Source organism: Nocardia concava NBRC 100430 (assembly GCF_000308815.1).
Classification (GTDB): Bacteria; Actinomycetota; Actinomycetes; order Mycobacteriales; family Mycobacteriaceae; genus Nocardia; species Nocardia concava.
In genome coordinates this window covers 87,460-103,727 of sequence record NZ_BAFX01000205.1, presented here as the reverse complement: position 1 = coordinate 103,727, position 16,268 = coordinate 87,460, and the positions used below count along the sequence as shown (strand labels likewise).

The window sequence follows — 16,268 nt, the reverse complement described above, 5'->3', positions numbered from 1 at the left end:
GCATCTGACGCCCCCACCGGCCGCAAGTACCCGGACCCGCCCTGGGGTTTCGGATGTGTCCGTCGAAACCGCCCGAGGGCCGGGCCCGCCCCTCCCCGGGGTCAGAGGTGGGCGGCGGCGAAGTTCACCGCGTCCACCAGGTCGCCGCCGTAGGCCACGTGGGCGTTGGCGTCGGTGCCGGAGCCGCAGACGGGATCGCCTCCGGTGCACCAGTCTCCGGTGCGGGACAGGAACCAGCCGGGGACGTTCCAGCCCAGGCCGCGCACCGGGTCACCGAAGAGCAGGACGGCGGCGACGCGACCACCGAGGTAGCCGGGGAGCTGGACGCTGCCCGGGTACCAGGACACCGCGCCGGTGCCCAGCGCCGCGTGCACGACCGCCGCGCCCTGCGAGTAGCCGATGAGGACGAAGACCTGGCCGGGGCAGGCATCTGCCTGAGCGGTCATGTGTCCCACCAGATCCGCGCTGCCCGCGCCGACATTGAAGCTGTAGTCGGCGGGATAGTTCACGCGGTACGAGGTGGTCGACAGCGGTAACCGGTCCTGCAGCATGCCGTAGAGCGGATCGCCTATCTCGTCACCGAGCCAGCCGGGTTCACCTGTGCCCCTTGCCACCACGACATCCACGGCGGCGCAGCCGTCCGCGTGAGCCGTCGTCGGTGGCGTGAACACGGTCGCGGCGGCGATGGTCGCCGCCGCCAAACCCCAAGCCGTCAGCCATTTTCCAGGCAGCAGTACCTTCCGGTCGCCCATTGTCCTCACCTCTCACGTCGTTGTGAGAAGCCCGGTGACTCTTGTCATTGACTAGAGACTGATCACCGGGCTATGTGACCCAAGGTAGGAACGGACGGAAGATGCGGCAACGAATTCTACTGGAGAGTCACCTGATTGGTACCCAACCGTTTCATCATGAAACTTGTTATCTACGTGCTATTTTGGGGCAACGAAACGGCATCGAAAGGGATCCGGAGCACACCGCGAACGCCGCGCAAAATGCAACGAGTTCTCATAGTGTGTTGGTATGGAACGACTTACCGGGCTCGACGCGAGCTTCCTCTATCTCGAAACAGACACTCAACTGCTCCACGTCTGCGCAATGCTGATACTCGATCCCGGCGCGGACGGGTCGAGCTTCGATCACGAGTCCTTCAAGGCCGAGCTCGGACGGCGGCTGCACCTCATCCCCGCCATGACGCGACGGCTGCACGCGGTGCCGTTCAATCTCGATCATCCCGTGTGGGTTCATGATTCGAATTTCGACCTGGACTACCACGTCAGACGCCTCACGCTGCCGGGCGGAGCGCCCGACAAAGCGCTCGCGGACATAGCCGCCGAGATCGCCGGACGCCCGCTGGACCGCTCCCGCCCGCTGTGGGAGATGTGGGTGGTCGAGGGCCTGCCGCACGGCAAGGTGGCGGTCATCTCGAAGTACCACCACGCCATCGTCGATGGCATCACCGGCACCAACATGATGATGCACCTGTGCGACGTGGAGCCGGGCGTGAGCTACAACCCGCCCCCACCGGAAACCGTTGCGGCCGAATCGGAACCCAACGACCTGCAGCTGACCGCCGAGGCGCTGCTGAAGTTCCCGGGCAAGCTGGGCATGGTCGGCATGGTGCCCAAGACCGTTGGCATTCTGGGCGGTCTGGTTCAGCGCCGGCGCGGCACCGGATCCCGCGGCATGCCACTGCCTTTCACCGCGCCGCGCACGCCGTTCAATCGGGCAATCACCCCGCATCGCTCCATCGCCTTCGTGCAGACCGAGCTGTCGGATATCAAGGAGATAAAGACGGCCTTCGGCGTGAAGGTCAACGACGTGGTGCTGGCGGTGGTGGGCGGCGCGCTGCGCAGCTACCTCGAACTGCACGACGAGCTCCCCGAAACCTCGCTCATGGCCTCGGTTCCGGTGTCCACGCACGAGACCTCGCGCCACGAAGAGGGCACCAACAAGGTCTCGACCATTTTCGCGCGCCTCTACACCGATATCGAGAACCCGGTGGCACGCATGCAGGCCATCGCCGAGGACAATCGCGGAGCCAAGGAGGAGCACAACCTCATCGGCGCCGACTTCCTCCAGGACTGGGCGAAGTACGCGCCGCCCAACACCTTCCAGCTGGCCGCGCGGGCGTATTCCTCGTTCAAGCTGGCCGAGCATCACCCGGTGGTGCACAACCTGGTGGTGTCGAATGTGCCCGGACCCAATTTCCCGATGTATTTCCTCGGCGTGCGGGTGTCCTCGATGTACCCGTTCGGGCCGGTGTTCCACGGCGCTGGACTCACCGCAACGGTGATCTCCAACAACGGCCACCTGGATTTCGGTTTCATCGCCTGTCAGGAATTGGTGCCGGACGTCGACAAGATCACCGACGCCATTCCCGAGGTGATCACCGAATTGCTCAAGGCCGCCCGCGAAAAGGCCTGAGCTACAAACGATCCGCCACCGACTGAACGGCCTCGAGGAACACCGGGACAAAGACGTCCGCCTCGAGTGCGCAGGCCGCGTGACCGGCCTTGGCGAGGAAGATCTCCGCTCCCGGAATCGCTTTCGCCATTTCCAGCTGACGGAAGACGGGCAGTGCCCGATCCCGTGTGGTGATGACCACGGCCGTCGGCACCTTCAGCGTCGAGATCCATTCCGACGAATCGAATCGCCCAAGCACCACGAGCGCCTGCGTCAGCGCCCAGCCGCTGGTGGCCCGCAATTCCGCCATGGCCCAGCGATCCATGCGCCCCACCGGCCAGGAGGATTCCGGCAGCGTGGGAAGTTTGTCGCGGCGCAGTTCGGCGCGGCGGAACGACCATTCCGAGAACATGGTCGCGGTGGCCGCCCAGGTGCGGTGGAAGGCGCGTTCGCGGCGCGTCTCCTGGAAGCGGTACGTGGTGGCGGCCAGCACCATCCCGCCCACCCGGTCCGGGTGGCGGTGCGCGGTCAGCTGGGCGATGACCCCGCCCATGGAATAGCCCGCGAGGATGGGCCGTTCGACGCCGACCGCGTCGGCGACCGCGATGACGTCGTCGGCCAGATCGTCGAGATCGAAACGCTCGGAACGGATTCCGTGGCCGTGCCAGCGCTGGTCGAACAGGACCACGCGGTAGCGCTCGTTGAGTTCACGCAGGCTCGGGAACCAGTTGAGCATGGCGGTGGTGGCCATGCCGTGCAGCAGTAGGACGGTCGGCGAATCCGCGGCGGGACCCGGCAGGTCCACCACATAGGTGGTGCCGCGGCCGGGTAGTTCCACCATCGAGCCCTGCGGCACCTCGGTCAGCCGGGAGATGCGCGGCGACAGCCGGCGGCCGCCGCGAGATCCGGCGTTCGGTGTGGTCAGCTCCAGTTTGGGGTTCGTCATCGAAGGCCTCCCGGCACCCCGCCTCGGCGGTCGAAATGGAACACGTTCCATTTGATGATGCCATAAGGGAGCGACGGCGGCCGGTTACGACTTGCAGCCGGGTGCGGGCGCGACCACCGTGGTGACGACCACCGGGGCCGAGGGCGGGGGCGGGGTGGTGGGCTGGTCGACGGGGATCTCGTAGAGGCGAATTCCGGTGTGCCGCACCTGACCCGGTTCGAGGGTGATGCCGGAGACGAAGGCGGCGTGGCCGTAGATGTCGGTGATTTCGGCGGTGAAGGGGCCCGCGCCCGCACCGGAAATGCTCCAGTAGTTGTCGTTGCCGCGGCGCAGGGGCAGGTAATCGCCGCCGGATTCGGGACGCAAGGAGACTTGCGCGAGCGGATTTCCGCTGCCGGAGAACAGGATCGAGATCCAGCTCGGCGAGGAGCTCTGCTCGATGCGGTACACGAGTTCGGGGGCCGGGTTGGGGTCGCGAACCTGGCTGATATGGATCTGCGCGACGCCGTCGGTGGTATTGGCGATGGCCTCGAAAGCCGAACGGCTCAAATCGTATTGGTTGGGGGCGCAGGCGGGGCAGCGGTCCACCACCTCGGCGCGGACGCTGCCGAGCGGGCCGTCGATGTCGACGTAGGAGCCGCAGGGCGCGGAACCGTCGTACCTACCGGTCGGGACTCCGACGTAGTAGCCGTCCAACGGCAGATCCGGCAGCGAGCAGGCCACGCCCTGACTGAAGGCGTAGAAGCGGGCCTCACCCGGTTCCCGCGCCGGCTGCGCCTCGGGGGTCTGAATCTGCTGAGGGGTAACCGAGCTCGGCGGGAGCGCCGCGGGAACCGTGATGACGGTTGTGGTGGGTGTGGCGGCATGACAGCTCAGTGACTGCGGTTTGATCCACCACGTGGCCAGTCCGACCACCACCGCTCCCGCCAGAATTGTCCACAGCCACGGCCTGCCAGATTGGACCTCTTCGTGTCCGGTGCGGTGCATGGCTGGTCCCCAACCCTCCGAATTGTGTTTGCTGAAGCGATGCTGCACTCCACATCAGGAAAGCAGCCGCCGCCGTTACGCCGGGCTCGAATCGGAAACTCGGAGTGAAAAACCCGGCGTGTTGCCGGTGTGTCATGGATGTAGAACCGGAGGCGGGTCCGCCTCGTATGTCCTGGTGTCCGCCCGATGTCCCGCCCCGGATCTCGGCCCGCCCCAGGAGAGTTCCGCCATGGCCCAGCTCGCACCCTTCTACCGGCAGGTGCAGTCGCACTACGACCTGTCCGACGACTTCTACTCGCTGTTCCTCGACCCCTCCATGACCTACAGTTGCGCGTTCTTCGAGCGCGCAAACCTGAGCCTCGAGGAGGCGCAACAGGCCAAGATCGATTTGGCGCTCGGCAAACTGGAGCTCGAGCCCGGCATGACGCTGCTCGATATCGGCTGCGGGTGGGGTTCCACCATGATCCGCGCGGTGCTGACCTACGGCGTGCGCGTCATCGGACTCACCCTGAGCCGCAACCAGTTCGATCATGTCCAGGCCCGGCTGCGCGAGCTCGGCATCACCGAAGCCGAAGTGCGACTACAGGGTTGGGAGGAATTCGACGGCACCGCCGACCGCATCGTCAGCATCGGCGCGTTCGAGCACTTCCGCAAGCAGCGCTACGCCGAATTCTTCACCCGCTGCCACCGCCTGCTGCCGGCCGACGGCCGCATGCTGCTGCACACCATCATCGGCCGGACCCTCGCCGAACTCCGCGCCGCCGAGATCCCCGTGACCCGCGAGGACGCCCTGTTCCACATCTTCATGAAGCGCGAGATCTTCCCCGGCGGCCAACTGCCCCAACCCGATACCGTCCCGCACGAGGCCGAGGCGGCAGGCTTCCGCACCACCCGCATCCAATCCCTGCGTCCCCACTACGCCCGCACCCTCGACCTGTGGGCCGAGGCTTTGGAAACCCACCACACCGAGGCGGTTCACCTCACTTCCGAGGAGGTCTACCAGCGCTATCTCAAGTACCTCACCGGGTGCGCTCACTACTTCCGCGCGGGCCACCTCGACGTCATGCAGTTCACGCTTCAGAAGTAGGCATGAGCACCGCGGCTCCCGCGAATCGCCCGTGCTTCAGGTCCCGCAGCGCGCGATCGGCTTCCGCCAGCGGATAGGGCTGTGCGGTCACCTCGAGCCGATGCCGCCCCGCGAACGCCAGAAACTCCCGCGCATCCGCCCGTGTATTGGCGGTCACCGACCGAATCTCCCGCTCCTGGAACAGATGGCGCTGATAGTTCAGCACCGGAATATCGCTGAGATGAATCCCGGCGATCGACAACACCCCACCCCGATCCAGCGCCTCCAGCGCCGGCAACACCAAATCCCCCACCGGCGCAAAGAGAATCGCCGAATCCAATGCCACCGGCGGCGCCTCCGCGGCCCCCTGCGCCGACGCCGCCCCGAGCTCCATCGCGAGATCTTGCGCCGCCTTGTCCCGCGTCATCACATGCACCTCCGCACCCTGCGCCAGGGCCACCTGCGCCGCGAGGTGCGCACTGCCACCGAACCCGTAGATCCCCAGCCGCCCGCCCTCGGGCAGAGCCGCCCGCTTCAGCGCCCGGTATCCGATGATCCCGGCGCACAGCAGTGGCGCGAGCTCGGCATCGCTGTAGCCATCGGGTAGTGGCAGCGCGTAATCCGCCGGCACCGTAGCGAATTCGGCATACCCGCCATCCGCGTCCCACCCGGTGTACCGCGACTGCGGGCACAGATTCTCGTTCCCGCGCAGGCAGTACCGGCACACCCCGCAGGTGTGCCGCAACCACGCGATCCCCACCCGATCCCCGACCCGGAACTCTCCCCCGCCCCCGACCGCGACGACTTCCCCGACCACCTCGTGCCCGGGCACGACATGCTCCCGATGCACCGGCAGGTCCCCCTCGACCACATGCAGATCGGTCCGGCAGACACCGCACGCCAGCACCCGCACGAGCAGCTCACCGCGGCCCGGCACGGGCACCTCGACCCGCTCGAACCGCACCGGCCCCTCGTCGACCGCCCCCGGCACATCCACCCGCCAAGCACCCATCATCGCCATCCCGCCAGTCTCCCCCTCCCCTTTCACCGAGCGGCACATCCCGGAGCCAATTTGCCCGAATTCTCCCTAATTCAGCCTCCAGGATGTGCCGCTCGGCGATCAGGGCGGGGCGAGGGCGGTGCGGAGGAAGGTGGTTAGTTGGGTGCGGACGCGGGGTTGGGTGAGGCCGTCGGAGCCGGCTCGGAGGGCGGAGAGCAACGCCGAGACCAGGACCGACAGCAAGACTTCGCCGGCTATGTCCGGGTCGAGGTCGGGGTTGAGGAAGCCTTGGGCGATGCCGTGGCGGATTTTGGCTACGGATTGGGCGGCGTAGGTGCGGGCGTTGTGCATGCAACGGTCGAGGACTCGGGCGTCTATGGAGGAGGCTTCGAGGAGGAAGAAGTTGACCAGGCCGGGTTCGGTGGCGGCCAGGTCGTAGCAGCGGTCGATGACTCGGGCGTAGCGGGCGCAGAAGGCGTCCATGGTGTCGGGGGTGTCGTCGCCTTCGGGGCCCAGGAGGCGGGTGCTGAGGAGGGTGAAGCAGTGGTCGATGACGGCGTCGAGGATGTCGCGTTTGTTGGCGAAGTAGTTGTAGAAGGTGCCGTGGCTGACGCCGGCGGCGGTGGTGATGTCGTCCACGCCGATGGCGCGGAAGCCGCGGGTTGTCACCAATTCGTAGGTGGCGGTGATCAATTCGTCGCGGCGGCGTTCGGTACGGGTGCGGCGGGCGGGGTCGGGATCGGCAGCCAGGGGGGTCACGGGTGGGGACTCCGGGGGCGCAGGGTTCTGTCGACCAGGTCGAAGACGACGGTCATGCTGCGGTCGCGGATAGTCGGATTGCCCGCGCCCACCAGTTCCCGCATGATCCACGGGCCGACCATGGTGAGAATGGTGTGGCCCAGCACTTCCGGGTCGATGTCGGGACGGATCCAACCTTCCTCCATGCCACGCGTCAGTTCCCCCGCGATCAGTGAGGCCGTCATCGACTCCAGGCCGAGCAGCCGGTGCGCCAGTTCCGGATCGATGGCTCCCGCCTCCACCACCAGCAGCCGCAGCACCTGCGGTTCGCGCTCGAGCAGGTCGTAGAGCCGCTCCACCGCCGCGCGCACCACCGCCACGAGTTCCCCGACATCGCCCGCGGCGCCGAGCACCAGGTGCAGTTCCATCGCCTCGGTCACCTTCTCGATGCCGAGATCGATGACGTGGTCCAGGATTTCGCGTTTGCTGCCGAAGTAGCGGTAGACGGTGCCCTGGCCGATTCCGGCGTGGGCGGCGACCTGGGAGATGGCGGTGGCCTCGTAGCCGTTGGCGGTGAAGACCTCGAAGGCGGCTTCGATGATCTGCCGGCGCCGCCGCGACGGGAGCTCGGTCTGCGGCGGGCGGCCGATGCGCTTCGAGACTATTTCGCGGCCCCGCCCTTCGCGCCGACGTCCTTGGGGCCGTAGTCGGTGACCAGCCAGTCGCCGCCGCTCTTGGCGACGGTGAGCACCAGCAGGTTCGGCACGGTGGCCGGATCCGGCTGCTGCACGTTCTGGGTCTTCTGGGTGGCGTAGACGGTGACGGTGTACTGGTCGTTGCCCTTGGCCTCCACCGAGGTGCCGACCACATCGCCGGTGGCGACCACCTGGGCGTCGGTCATGATCTTGGCGAGGGTGTCGTGGACCTGGGAATATCTGTCGCGCAACGCATCCGAGGTGCCGCGCTGCACACCGTCGAAGAAGGCGGGCAGGTTGCGGTAGTCGTAGGTGAGCGAGCGCAGGGTGTAGTCCTTGGCCACCTGGGCGGCCCGATCCCGGTCGGACTGAGCGGATTTCAGGGCGTCGTAGTCGCTGGCAGAACCGTGCCACAGCACCCCGAGCACCACCGCCGCGATCGCGAAGAGTGCGGTGGCGGCGGCCAGGAACGGATAGGCGCGGTCACCGAAGCTCTTGGCGGGCACCGCATTCGAGAACGCGGCCGGGTCGGTGTACGGATTCGGCGCTGGGGTCACGACCTCGGCCGATGTCTCCTCGACCTGCTCCGCGTCGGGTTCGGGCGTCTTCTCGATCTTCACGGTCTCACTCATGGCATGCCTTCTCTCTAGCGCGGAGTCTCGATGGCCACGTGGGCGGCGCCGTCGCCGGGGAACACCGTGGCCAGCAGGTCCACGATCGATCCGGCGTCCACGCGAAGGGGTTTGATCGCGGTGGTGGCGGGTTTGAGGACGGTGGCGATGTGGCTCAGGTCGGGCCCGATCAGCTGCAGGTATTCGTTGATCTTGTTGACCAGCGGCCCGATCGGATCGTCGTAGATGTTCTCGCCGATGTAGGAGTAGTTCTGGAATGCCGCGATGATGTGCAGCAGTTCCGGCAGGGCGGCGTCCATATCCCCGGCGGCCGCGGACAGGGTGGGTGCGCGCCCGTCGAATTTGTCGCCGAGGTTCTGCACGTTGGAGTACAGCCGCGCGATGGCATCGCGCTTGTCGTGCAACATGTTCGCGGTATCGATCAATGCGTGGGTCAGGTTGGCGACGTCGGCGTCGCGGCCCTCGAATCCGGCGGCCACGGTGGTCGCCAGGTTCTGCAGTTTGGCCGGATCCAGTTGCGCGGTCAGCGCGTCCAGCTTGGCCAGCGCGTCACCGACCGTGGTCGCGACCTTGACCTGCCGGTTGGGCACGATGCTGCCGTCGTGAAGGAACGGCCCGGCCGTCCCGGCGGGACGGAAGTCGAGGAACTGCTCACCGGCCGCCGAGAGGTTGGCGATCTGCACGACGCTGTCGACCGGAATCTTGTACTTGGCGTCGTATTCGAGGGTGACCGCCAGCCCGCGTCCGGTGGCGCCGATATCGCGCACCTTCCCGATCGGCAGCCCCCGCAGCGTCACCTCGGAGGTCTTCATCAGTCCGCCCGAGCTGTCCAAAAGCACTGTGACGGTGTTGTTCTGGCGGCGCGGGTCGAGATTCAGCACGCCCACGGCCATGTAGCTGCCGCAGACGAGGGTGAGCACCATCAGCAGAATCAGCGAAACCGGCCCGGAGAGTGAGAGTTTCATCAGGGCACCATCCCGATCGAACGCAGTGTGGTGATGAGCTGATCGGCCTGCACATCCGCGGATATCTTGCGCACCTTCACATCCGGCGACTGCAGGAAGGGAATGATCTTCTCCCGCAGCAGGGTATGGAAGGTGTCGAGATTCGCCGCGAGGGTCAGGTCGGCGTATCCGGCCGTGACCGCGGTCGGCGCGAGAATCGACACGATGGACCGGAAGTCGCCGACATGCGGCAGCAGCAGGTCACCGGCGTTCTTGGCCAGCGGCCCACCGCTGATGATCAGATTGACCACGGCGAGCAGCACTTCCGACAGACCGGCGGCCCGATCCGGCCCGAGGGTGAGGATCTGGTCCACCGCTCCGCGCCCGGACTCCAGCTTGGCCGTGATCTGCTGCGCGGAGATGAGGATGCGGTTCAAATCGTCGGTGTGCGTGGCCATATCGTGCAGTGCCGCGCGGCCCGCCAGATTGATCCGGTCCAGTTCCGCCGGATCGGACGGGAACGCCGCGTTCACATCGGTGACCAGCTTCTGGATATCGGTCCAGCGGCCGCCGGTCATGATGTTCGACAGCGCCCGCAGAATGTCCTCGACATTCGTGGCGGGAATGGTCTGCGATACGGGAATCACATCGCCATTGGCCAGGAACACCGACGGCGCGTTCTTGGGTGCTTCCAGGGCGATATGGATGTCGCCGAGGATGGTGTCCTGCCGCAGTTCCGCCGTGGTGGCCTTGGGCAATTTCGCGTCGGTGTGCAGTTTCACCGTCGCCACCGCGGTGTTCCCGATCAGCTCGATGTGGTCGAGCATGCCGATCTCGACACCATCGGCGATCACCTTGGCGCGGTCGGGCAGGTTGAGCACCGAGCCGAATTCGATACGGACGGTGTAGGTGTCACCGCTGGGGTAGGTGCCCGGAATCGGGATATCGGTCGCCTTCACACCACACCCGGTCAGCACCAACGTCGCCGCCGTGAGTACCGGCAGCAGTTTGACGATCATGCGCCTCATTTCGCACCCACCTGCGGTAGCTGGGCAGCCAGCGGCGGCAGCACCGCGAGCAGCGAATTGATATCGCCCTGATGCTGTTGCACGAACGTATGCACCTGCGGCAGCACGACATCCAGCAGGCCGTAGATCTGCTGATCGTATTTGCCCGCGTTCCGGGCGATCACCGGCAGGAATTCGACCGCGACATCCACGGCCGTGGAGAATTCCGTCGAGAACTCGCCGATCAATTGCAGCCCGGCCCGCAGATTGTTCAGCACCTGAGCCATATCCGGCCAGTTGGTCACGAACATGGTGGTCAGCTGGTCGAGATTGTCCACCAGCCGCCGGAACACCGCGTCCTTCTGATTCGGATCCCCGATGGTCGCGGACAGCCGCTGCAGCAATTGATTCCACTGCTGCCCGGTCCCATCGATCGCATTGTTGGCCGCGGTCAGCGTGTCGTCGAGCAGGGTGTCCGGCTTGCCGCCGGTCCCGCCGCCGGTGAGGTCACCGGCCAGCTTGCCCATGGCGTCGAGCGCCTCGCTGATGCCGATCGGCGTCTTGGTGCGTTGCAGCGGAATGCATTTCGACGTGTCGTATCGCGCCCCGCCCGTGTACGGCTTGGTGAGCTCCACATGCCGGTCGGTCACAATGGAACTCGACATGGTGACGGCCTGGATATCGGCCGGCAGTTTCACCGAATCCTTGACGTTCATGGTGACCCGCATACGGTCCCCGAGCGCCTCGATCTTCGACACGGTGCCGACCTCGACCCCGAGCATGGTCACGCTATTGCCCTCGTACAGGCCGACGGTATCGGTGAATTCGGCGCACAGGCTCTGTTTCGGATCGCGCACCGTATTCGCCCACGACACCCCGGCCACCCCGGCGGCCACCACCGCGACGGCGACACCGGCGGCGAGTGCTGTTCTACCCCATCTCATTCAGCACGCCTTGCCTTCGTAGGGAATGCACAACTGGACCCCGGCGACCGGCTGATTCACCTTCACCTGATTGCCCAGCAGCCCGTTGAGTTTGTCGATGACGTCGCGCAGCCCGGTGATCACGGTGTCCACCTGATCCGGATTGGCGACGACCTTGGAGAACAGCTGCTCGAACTGCGCCACCGACGGTTCGATGCTGTCGCCGTAGGCCATGATCGGCCGGTGCAGGATGACCAATAGCCGTTTGAGCAGGTTGAACATGCTCACGATGTCGTCCTTGCGATTGCCGAGCTGATCGGCGACCTGACCCAGCTGTTTCACGAAATCGGCCAGCAGCGCCTTGTCCTCGGCAATGGCGGCGACATATTCGTCGGACACATTCAATGCCGTGTTCAGCTGATCGGTGCGCTGTGCGAGCAGCCCGGTGAGTTCGTTGGCATTGCCGATCACCCCGCGCAACGCGTCGGGCTGCCCGGCCAGGGCCGTGTTCAACTGCCCGATGGTGTCGCGCATGGTGGTGGCGTCCACCTTGCCGAAGATCGGGGTGCCCTTGTCGAGAATGTCGCTGAGTTCGAACGGCGTCGCGGTGCGCTCGGGCGGAATGTGCTTCGACCCCAGCGTCTTGTCTCCGGCCGGGGCCAGCGCGAGGTAGTGCCCGCCGATCGGGGTCAGCATCTTGACCTCGACCGCCGACCGATCCCCCACGCGCACATCGTGATTCACTGTGAAGGCGACCTCCACATGATCCCCGACCAGGTCCACGCTGCGGATCTTGCCGACATTGATGCCCGCCACCCGCACCTCGTCACCCGAGCGCGCGCCACCGGAGATCTTGAAGTCGGCCACATAGGTGCGCTGCCCGAACGGGATCACATACAGCGCCCCAGCGATGGTCAGCGCGATCACGCACACCACGACACCCGCTATGCCCCACCGCAATTGGGTGTTCTGGTCACCGCGCCCGGTGAGGGCGTCGCGAATCAGCTCGCCGACGTAGTTGATCAGTGCCCGCATCAGTTGCACACCACCAGGTTCTGCGTGGACAGGATGACGCCGACCGTCGCGGGCAGTGCCGCCTCACCATTGGTGCAGGTGATGCGCGGCTTGTAGCCCTGCCCGGGGACGTTCTGATTCAGGCCGGTCACCAACTGCGGTGTGATGGCCAGGATCTGGGTGAGCTGATCGGTCTGCGGCACCAGCCGGCGCAGCAATCCGTCGATCGGCCCGTACCCCTGGTCGTAGGCGTCACGGCCTTCCTCCAGGATCGGAACCATCGGCGCGAGCACCGCTTTCGCCGTATCGACCGCATTGAGCATGGTCTGGGTCTTGGCGGTGAACTGGTGCAGGATGCCCGAGAGCTGTTCCACCAGATCACCGACCGCCTTCGACTTGCCGCCGATGGCGTCGGACACCATGCCCAGGTTGCGGATGAGCAGCACGATCACCGCCTCGCTGTTGCGGGCGTGCTTGGTGAGCGTGTCGACATCGGCCAGCACCGGCCCGATGCCGGACCCGTCGCCCTGGATGACGCGCAGCAGGTTGTTGCCGAACTGGTTGAGCTGCGCCGGATCCAAGGTGTCGAACATGGGCTTGAAGCCGTTGAACAGCTTGGAGACATCGAAGCTGGGAATGGTGCGCTCCACCGGAATGGTGGATCCGGCCGCCAGTTTCGCCCCGCCCTTGCCCTCGGTGAGCAGCTCGACATACCGCTGCCCGATGAGGTTCTGATAGCGCACCGCGGCCTTGGTGTTGTCGAACACCGGCCGGGTGTCGTCGACGGTGAAGTGCACGCGTGCTTTCGTGCCGTCCAGCGATACGGTCTCGACCTTGCCGACCGCGACGCCGGACATGCGCACCGAGTCACCGGCGAAAAGCCCTGAGACATCGGTGAACACCGCATCGTAGGCGACCTTGTCACCGGGAATCGGGGTGCGCAGCGCCGTCACGATGAAGGTCGTGCAGGCGGCCACGATCACCAGGAACACGGTGAGTTTGACGGCGGATTTGGTGATCTCGCTCATTTCGCCCCTCCCGCCAGCGAATCCGCCAGGTACGGCATGGTTTTGGCGATCAGCTCGAGCTGCAGCTGCACGTGGCCGTCAACCACCGGCAGCGCCCCGTTCATGGCCTGCAGCAGATTCGGGACCCGGTTGTAGGCCGGGGCCACCGAGCCGATCGAGACGCTGATCGGCACCGCCAGATCCAGAATGGAGTCGAGGATCTTCTCCAGGTCCGGATTGTTCTGCGCCAGCAGGTTCGAAAGCCCTACCAGCACAGCGTCGTTCACGCCATTGGTGGATTTGTTGGTGCGCGCCCGGTTCTCCGGCTCACCGAAGTAGGCGCTCTGTTCGAGCACCGAGAGCACGGCGTGCCCGGCCGAGGGCGTCAGATCCCGGAACGCGCCGGTCATGTCCCCGCCGATGCGCAGGTAGTGCGCCAGAGTGTTCTGCTGCCCGTCGGCCAGGGTTCGCGCGGTCTCGAAGAACGACTGCAGCACCGGGCCCATGGTGGAGGCGTTGTCGAGCAACAGATCGAAGAGCCGGTGCACCGACGCCGAATCCAGCACCTGGGTCAGCCGCGCCGCCCGCCGGAACACACCGGCCACGGTCGCATTGGTGGCGTTCTCGCCGATCTGCAGGATGGTGTGTTCCCGCAGCTTCCTGCCGTCGGTGCCCGGCACCAATTCGATTGCGCTGGAACCGAACACATTCGACGAGGTGAACCGCGCGGTCACATCGTCGGTGAGTGCGTCGGCCTGGCGCCGCTCGATCTCCAGATCGATGCGCTGATGCCCGTAGCCGACGGTCTCGACCCGCTTGACCGTGCCGATGGCATACCCGCGGAACTTCACCTCCGCGCCCGGCGCCAGCCCCTCGCCCAGGGTCGCCGCGTCCACGGTGACCTCGAACCTGTCCGCGAAAGCGCCACGCGCATAGGAACTCACGATAATCGTCACAGTGACGAGCACGACGGCGATCACCAGCCCCCGCAGCCGCAACATCCACGGTCCGGCGCTGCGCCCGGAATGATCCTTGAACACCGCCATGACTACCCCGAGATCCGGATGCCGACATCCAGGCCCCAGATCACGATCGTCAGGATCATGTCCAGGATGACCACCAGCACCAGGCTGGCGCGAATGGCGCGACCGGAGGCCCGGCCCACGCCCTCCGGCCCGCCCGAGGCGTAGAAGCCCTGGTAGCCGTGGATGAGAATGATTGCGACCACGAAGATCGTCGCCTTGAGCAGGGAGGCCAGCACATCGCTGGGTTGCAGGAAGGCGTCGAAATAGTGGTAGTAGGTGCCGGAAGACTGCCCGTGCAGCACGTTCACCACGGTCGCGCACGACAAGTACGACAGGATGAGGGTGAGCAGGTGCAGCGGCACGATGGTGATGACGCCCGCGATCACGCGGGTGGTCACCACGAACGGCATGGGCCGGATGCCGATGGCCTCGAGCGCGTCAATCTCCTCGGCAATGCGCATGGCCCCGATCTCGGCGGTCATGCGGCAACCCGCCTGTGCCGCAAAGCCGATCGCGGCCACCATCGGGGCCATCTCGCGGGTATTGGCGTAGGCGGAGACGAACCCGGTGAGCGGGCCCATGCCGACCATGTTGAGCGCGGTGAAACCCTCCACGCCGATGGAGCCGCCGACCGCGATCCCGAGGAATGCCAGCACCGCCACGGTGCCGCCGCCCACGATGATCGCCCCGGAGCCCCAGGTGATGTCGGAGAGGATGAGCATGGTCTGCCGCCGGTAGTACCGCAGCGTGTGCGGGATGGCGGCGAGCACCTCGTAGACGAAAGTCGCCTGGTGGCCCAGGGATTCGAAGACGCCCAGCGGCGCTTGCGCGGTCGAGCCTATGACGCGGCCCGCGTGGCCGAGCGGTGTGTACTTGGCAGGTACCTGGGTCATCAGCCCACCTGCGTCGGTAGGAACATCGAAACCAGCTGCGTGATCACCAGATTCACGCCGAAGGCCGCGATCACTCCGATCACCACCGCCGCGTTCACCGCATTGGCGACCCCGCGCGGACCGGCCGTGGCCTCGAGCCCGCGCTGACACGACACGATGAGCACGATCACCCCGAAGATGACCGCCTTCACGATGGCCACCCACAGATCGGCCATCTTCGCGAAGGCCGCGAACGCCGACAGGTACGAGCCGGGCGTCACCCCCTGGAAGCCGACCGCGATGACATACCCGGTGAACACGCCCATGAAGATGATCAGCATGCACAGCAGCGGGGTGAGCGCGATCATGGCCGCCAGCCGCGGCGCGACCAGCCGGCGCACCGGGTCGATTCCCATGACGCGCAAGGCATCTACCTCGTCGCGAATGGTGCGCGCGCCCAGATCCGAGGCGATGGCCGAACCGGCCGCACCGCCCAGCAGCAGCGCGGTCACCATGGGCGCGCCCTGCCGGATCACGCCGAGACCGCCCGCCGCGCCCGAGACCGAACTCGCGCCGACCTGCTGGGTCAGGCTCCCCACCTGCACCGCCACGATGACGCCGAACGGAACCGATACCAGCACAGCGGGAATCGCCGTCACGCTGACGATGAACCAGCCCTGCTGTAGCGTGTCACGCCACGGATGCCGAAGTTTGACGATGTCGACGACCAGGAAGCGGAACGCCGCGATCGCCAGTTGAATGGTGCGTCCGAATGTCCGCAGCCCGGAAAGTACGAATTCGATTGCCTGCCGTATCACCGGCTCCGGCCCCCGAACAGCCTTGTCGACCAATGTTCACCACCCCACAGCCCCACTGTTTGGTCGATGCCGACCGGCCCCTCTGCTGACCGGTTCCGACTGACCGAGACAGTAATACAGATTTCGGACTGACGTGTCAGTCTTCACGGAAATATCCGTGCGGTTGACAGGGGTCGGCGAGCTGGGGAAAG

Annotated in this window: 17 protein-coding genes; 2 read left to right on the top strand and 15 right to left on the bottom strand. The window is 66.0% G+C overall.

All coding sequences use genetic code 11. The annotated features are described in order from the left end of the window. Positions 1-101 precede the first annotated feature (101 nt). A complete protein-coding gene (locus tag ON43_RS41430) occupies positions 102-752 on the bottom strand; it encodes a cutinase family protein (RefSeq protein WP_051180214.1) in 651 nt (216 codons plus the stop codon). Between the two features lie 268 nt (positions 753-1,020). Here ON43_RS41430 and ON43_RS41425 point away from each other — a divergent pair, with 268 nt between their 5' ends. Further along, the gene (locus ON43_RS41425) at positions 1,021-2,424 is read left to right on the top strand and encodes a WS/DGAT/MGAT family O-acyltransferase (RefSeq protein WP_040816526.1); all 1,404 of its coding nucleotides are present in this window, start codon (positions 1,021-1,023) and stop codon (positions 2,422-2,424) included. A 1-nt stretch (position 2,425) separates the two neighbouring features. On the opposite strand, the gene ON43_RS41420 is transcribed toward ON43_RS41425, so the two are convergent. Together ON43_RS41420 and ON43_RS43280 are read right to left on the bottom strand one after the other, a co-directional pair. Beyond that, complete coding sequence (locus ON43_RS41420) at positions 2,426-3,349, bottom strand: alpha/beta fold hydrolase (protein ID WP_040816524.1); 924 nt, start codon at positions 3,347-3,349, stop codon at positions 2,426-2,428. Positions 3,350-3,433: 84 nt separating this feature from the next. Next, positions 3,434-4,336 (bottom strand): expansin EXLX1 family cellulose-binding protein, encoded by a 903-nt coding sequence (locus ON43_RS43280; RefSeq protein ID WP_051180212.1) that lies wholly within the window; start codon positions 4,334-4,336, stop codon positions 3,434-3,436. Between the two features lie 229 nt (positions 4,337-4,565). Between ON43_RS43280 and ON43_RS41410 the strand changes: the two genes are divergently transcribed. Next, positions 4,566-5,423: a cyclopropane mycolic acid synthase family methyltransferase gene (locus ON43_RS41410; protein ID WP_040816522.1), complete on the top strand. Its 858-nt coding sequence runs from the start codon at positions 4,566-4,568 to the stop codon at positions 5,421-5,423. Here ON43_RS41410 and ON43_RS41405 read toward each other — a convergent pair. The 12 genes from ON43_RS41405 to ON43_RS41345 form a co-directional block, all read right to left on the bottom strand. Further along, positions 5,407-6,414, bottom strand: a complete 1,008-nt coding sequence (locus ON43_RS41405) for a zinc-binding alcohol dehydrogenase family protein (protein WP_040816578.1) — start codon at positions 6,412-6,414, stop codon at positions 5,407-5,409. The genes ON43_RS41410 and ON43_RS41405 overlap by 17 nt on opposite strands. 108 nt (positions 6,415-6,522) lie before the next feature. Then, complete coding sequence (locus ON43_RS43275) at positions 6,523-7,161, bottom strand: TetR/AcrR family transcriptional regulator (RefSeq protein ID WP_051180210.1); 639 nt, start codon at positions 7,159-7,161, stop codon at positions 6,523-6,525. Next, positions 7,158-7,568 (bottom strand): hypothetical protein, encoded by a 411-nt coding sequence (locus ON43_RS46655; RefSeq protein ID WP_245569091.1) that lies wholly within the window; start codon positions 7,566-7,568, stop codon positions 7,158-7,160. The genes ON43_RS43275 and ON43_RS46655 overlap by 4 nt, the downstream gene beginning before the upstream one ends. Before the next feature lie 233 nt (positions 7,569-7,801). Continuing rightward, positions 7,802-8,467: a hypothetical protein gene (locus ON43_RS46645; protein WP_051180202.1), complete on the bottom strand. Its 666-nt coding sequence runs from the start codon at positions 8,465-8,467 to the stop codon at positions 7,802-7,804. A gap of 14 nt (positions 8,468-8,481) precedes the next feature. Then, positions 8,482-9,432 carry an MlaD family protein gene (locus tag ON43_RS41380; RefSeq protein ID WP_040816519.1) on the bottom strand — a complete coding sequence of 317 codons (951 nt, stop codon included), beginning with the start codon at positions 9,430-9,432 and terminating at the stop codon, positions 8,482-8,484. Next, positions 9,432-10,439, bottom strand: coding sequence for an MlaD family protein (locus ON43_RS41375; protein WP_040816517.1), 1,008 nt, complete (start codon positions 10,437-10,439; stop codon positions 9,432-9,434). Before ON43_RS41375 ends, ON43_RS41380 begins: the two co-directional genes overlap by 1 nt. Further along, a complete protein-coding gene (locus ON43_RS41370) occupies positions 10,436-11,362 on the bottom strand; it encodes an MCE family protein (RefSeq protein WP_051180199.1) in 927 nt (308 codons plus the stop codon). The genes ON43_RS41375 and ON43_RS41370 overlap by 4 nt, the downstream gene beginning before the upstream one ends. Then, a complete protein-coding gene (locus ON43_RS41365; protein WP_040816573.1) occupies positions 11,363-12,376 on the bottom strand; it encodes an MlaD family protein in 1,014 nt (337 codons plus the stop codon). Continuing rightward, complete coding sequence (locus tag ON43_RS41360) at positions 12,376-13,383, bottom strand: MCE family protein (RefSeq protein WP_040816515.1); 1,008 nt, start codon at positions 13,381-13,383, stop codon at positions 12,376-12,378. Before ON43_RS41360 ends, ON43_RS41365 begins: the two co-directional genes overlap by 1 nt. Then, positions 13,380-14,408, bottom strand: coding sequence for an MlaD family protein (locus tag ON43_RS41355; protein WP_040816514.1), 1,029 nt, complete (start codon positions 14,406-14,408; stop codon positions 13,380-13,382). The genes ON43_RS41360 and ON43_RS41355 overlap by 4 nt, the downstream gene beginning before the upstream one ends. A gap of 2 nt (positions 14,409-14,410) precedes the next feature. Then, the gene (locus ON43_RS41350) at positions 14,411-15,280 is read right to left on the bottom strand and encodes an MlaE family ABC transporter permease (protein WP_040816513.1); all 870 of its coding nucleotides are present in this window, start codon (positions 15,278-15,280) and stop codon (positions 14,411-14,413) included. Further along, positions 15,280-16,110, bottom strand: a complete 831-nt coding sequence (locus ON43_RS41345; RefSeq protein ID WP_083914370.1) for an MlaE family ABC transporter permease — start codon at positions 16,108-16,110, stop codon at positions 15,280-15,282. Before ON43_RS41345 ends, ON43_RS41350 begins: the two co-directional genes overlap by 1 nt. Positions 16,111-16,268 lie beyond the last annotated feature (158 nt).

Coding starts and splice junctions, on each gene's coding strand:
- ON43_RS41350 (WP_040816513.1), bottom strand. CDS start 15,280: ATGACCCAGGTACCTGCCAAGTACACACCGCTCGGCCACGCGGGCCGC.
- ON43_RS41370 (WP_051180199.1), bottom strand. CDS start 11,362: ATGAGATGGGGTAGAACAGCACTCGCCGCCGGTGTCGCCGTCGCGGTG.
- ON43_RS41420 (WP_040816524.1), bottom strand. CDS start 3,349: ATGACGAACCCCAAACTGGAGCTGACCACACCGAACGCCGGATCTCGC.
- ON43_RS41375 (WP_040816517.1), bottom strand. CDS start 10,439: ATGAGGCGCATGATCGTCAAACTGCTGCCGGTACTCACGGCGGCGACG.
- ON43_RS41380 (WP_040816519.1), bottom strand. CDS start 9,432: ATGAAACTCTCACTCTCCGGGCCGGTTTCGCTGATTCTGCTGATGGTG.
- ON43_RS43280 (WP_051180212.1), bottom strand. CDS start 4,336: ATGCACCGCACCGGACACGAAGAGGTCCAATCTGGCAGGCCGTGGCTG.
- ON43_RS41355 (WP_040816514.1), bottom strand. CDS start 14,408: ATGGCGGTGTTCAAGGATCATTCCGGGCGCAGCGCCGGACCGTGGATG.
- ON43_RS41360 (WP_040816515.1), bottom strand. CDS start 13,383: ATGAGCGAGATCACCAAATCCGCCGTCAAACTCACCGTGTTCCTGGTG.
- ON43_RS46645 (WP_051180202.1), bottom strand. CDS start 8,467: ATGAGTGAGACCGTGAAGATCGAGAAGACGCCCGAACCCGACGCGGAG.
- ON43_RS41405 (WP_040816578.1), bottom strand. CDS start 6,414: ATGGGTGCTTGGCGGGTGGATGTGCCGGGGGCGGTCGACGAGGGGCCG.
- ON43_RS41365 (WP_040816573.1), bottom strand. CDS start 12,376: ATGCGGGCACTGATCAACTACGTCGGCGAGCTGATTCGCGACGCCCTC.
- ON43_RS46655 (WP_245569091.1), bottom strand. CDS start 7,568: ATGGAACTGCACCTGGTGCTCGGCGCCGCGGGCGATGTCGGGGAACTC.
- ON43_RS41410 (WP_040816522.1), top strand. CDS start 4,566: ATGGCCCAGCTCGCACCCTTCTACCGGCAGGTGCAGTCGCACTACGAC.
- ON43_RS41425 (WP_040816526.1), top strand. CDS start 1,021: ATGGAACGACTTACCGGGCTCGACGCGAGCTTCCTCTATCTCGAAACA.
- ON43_RS41430 (WP_051180214.1), bottom strand. CDS start 752: ATGGGCGACCGGAAGGTACTGCTGCCTGGAAAATGGCTGACGGCTTGG.